The organism is Phenylobacterium sp., assembly GCF_036402295.1.
GTDB lineage: Bacteria > Pseudomonadota > Alphaproteobacteria > Caulobacterales > Caulobacteraceae > Phenylobacterium.
On the sequence record NZ_DASWTE010000137.1, the window covers coordinates 1 to 2,228 of the forward strand.

The 2,228-nt window shown below is 71.8% G+C and carries 3 protein-coding genes; 1 reads left to right on the forward strand and 2 read right to left on the reverse strand.

What is annotated here, in order from left to right; all coding sequences use genetic code 11:
• The first annotated feature begins 28 nt into the window (after positions 1-28).
• Positions 29-178, forward strand: coding sequence for a hypothetical protein (locus VGD44_RS08475; RefSeq protein ID WP_331085864.1), 150 nt, complete (start codon positions 29-31; stop codon positions 176-178).
• Between the two features lie 2 nt (positions 179-180).
• Here VGD44_RS08475 and VGD44_RS08480 read toward each other — a convergent pair whose 3' ends face one another.
• Together VGD44_RS08480 and VGD44_RS08485 are read right to left on the reverse strand one after the other, a co-directional pair.
• Positions 181-1,122 carry a hypothetical protein gene (locus VGD44_RS08480; protein ID WP_331085860.1) on the reverse strand — a complete coding sequence of 314 codons (942 nt, stop codon included), beginning with the start codon at positions 1,120-1,122 and terminating at the stop codon, positions 181-183.
• A 33-nt stretch (positions 1,123-1,155) separates the two neighbouring features.
• The coding region (locus VGD44_RS08485; RefSeq protein ID WP_331085862.1) for a PLP-dependent aminotransferase family protein at positions 1,156-2,228 on the reverse strand (1,073 nt) is incomplete at its 5' end.

The following is a 2,228-nucleotide window of genomic DNA, read 5'->3' on the forward strand; positions in this document are numbered from 1 at the left end:
GAAGGCTGGCCCGGCCAGGATCCGCGACCTGGTCCCCACCCTCTACGCCGATGTCGACTCACGCCTGCACCCGGCGGCGGCCCGCTCCATGCTGGCGGCGATGATCCACCTCGTGCGCAAGGGCCAGCTGGCGGCGGACGGCGAGCCGGGGCCGGAAGCGACGTACCGGCTGGCATAGCCTCAGCCGAGCTTGTCCGTCAGCGTGTCGATGGCCGTGCGCAGGAGCATCGCCTGGGCCGGTGTGAGCACCGCGGTGATGGTCGGTCCCTTCGGCGACGAGAGGATGAGCCTGACGTCCGGCCCATCGCTCACGGTCAAGATTGTCGGATCGCCTGGCGCCTCGTCACTAAGGCTGCCGACGACCCGCCGCACGGACGAAGACGATGGCTGAACCTGGCGTATGAGGTCGACCAGGTCGGGCCACTCGTCGGAGAGAAGCGCCACGCTGTTCATGCGTCCCTCGGCAGACGCTCGCAGGTATCCTGACGTTGCCCCGATCAGCGGGGCCTCGTAGGAGCCCACTTCCACCCAGCCGTTCGCTGTGGTCAGCCTCAAGGCAGCTGTCGACCTGCCATCGTCCCTTGGGCGTTGCCGTCCGAGGTCGAACGCGCCGGCGCCCGTCACGATGACCATGATCGCCAGCAATCCCAAATGACGCCGCCGCGCGGACACGGGCGGTTGCGCATCCGGCTTCCCGATGAGACTCGCAAGGCCAATCCCGAGCCCCAACGCGGCCCCGATCCCGGCCCAGCGCCAGCACGTGGAAAACACCTCCCAGAGTGTGGATCTTGGCGACAGTTCGAGCACGCCCATCATCAGGAATGCGCCGCACATGCCGGCAGCCCAGCCGAGCATTAGCCGGACCGCGCGCGGGACACTCAGCGCGGCGCCGAGCGGGATGCCACCCGCCAAGCTCACAAACGCAATCAATGCCACAGTGAGCTTGGCGACAAGGCGCGCCCTGCCGTCCCAGAGTTCAATGAAGGCAGGTCGCCAGCCGAGGTTGAGAGACGCCAGCGCGACGATCGTTCCCACGAAGAGGAGGAAGTAGGCGCCGCCCAACAAGAGCCGCGCACAGGAACCGAGCTCCCCGTCGACGACTCGCTTCGCCTCTTCCCCCATGGCGCGACCTTAGCCCGGTGACGTGCAGACGGCCTAGACGACGACGCGAGACGCCGGCGCACCGCCCAGCAGAGTCGCCACCGCTTCGAGGGCTCCCCGCAGCACGACGTGCTTCGCCGGCCCGCCCAGCGAGATGCGCAGGCCGTTGGGATAGTCCGGCCCAGCCGCGAAGGCGTCGGCGGTGACGAGCGCCAGCCCCTGGTCCTGCGCCAGGCGCTGGACGCGGGCGGGGTCCCAGGCGGGCGGCAGGTCGAGCCAGACGTGGACGCCCTCGGCGGCGCCCCTGGCCTGCGGCAGCACCTCGGCGGCCAGGGCGCGGCGGGCGCGGGCTTCCTTGCGCACGGCGGCGAGCAGCTTCTCGGCCGCCCCCTCGCGAATCCAGGCGGTGACGACGGCGGTCATCAGCGGCGCCGGCATCTGGGCCACGGCGCGCAGGCTCTCGGCGGTCGGCGCCGCCATGGGCCCCTTCGGCGGGACCAGGTAGGCGAGGCGCAGCCCCGGCGACAGGCACTTCGACAAGGTGGCGATGTGGAAGGTGCGCTCGGGCGCCAGCGTCGCCAACGCCGCCAGCGGCTGCTCGAACAGCCGCGCGTAGGGGTCGTCCTCGACGATCCAGATCCCCGCGGTCCGGGCGACCTCGGCGATCGTGCGGCGGCGGTCCAGCTCCATCGTCACCGCGGTGGGGTTATTGGTGGTGGGCGTGAGGTAGACGGCCGCAGGCTTCTCGGCCGCGCAAAGGCGGGCCAGGGCCTCGGGGTCGATGCCGCCGGCGTCGGTGGGGCAGGCGAGCACCCGCAGGCCGAGCTGCTTCGCGATCGCCAGCACGCCCGGATAGACCAGCGGCTCGGTGACCAGCGCCCCGCCTTTCGGCGCCAGGGCCAGCACCGCCGCCAGCGCCGCCTGCGCGCCGGGGGCCACCAACACCCGCTCGCCCGCCACCTCGCCCAGGACCGGCGCGAGCCACGCCGCGCCCGCGATCCGCTGTCCCAGGCTGCCGCCGCCAGGGTGATAGGCCATCAGCGTGGCGGGGTCGGTCCGGTCCAGAATCGCCGCCGTGGTTTCCTTGAGCAGCCCGCCCAGTGACATCCCCTGGGGCGGCGGCGGCA

Bases quoted from the DNA above. Each gene is read 5' to 3' on its own strand.
- VGD44_RS08480 (WP_331085860.1), bottom strand. From the start codon at position 1,122: ATGGGGGAAGAGGCGAAGCGAGTCGTCGACGGGGAGCTCGGTTCCTGT.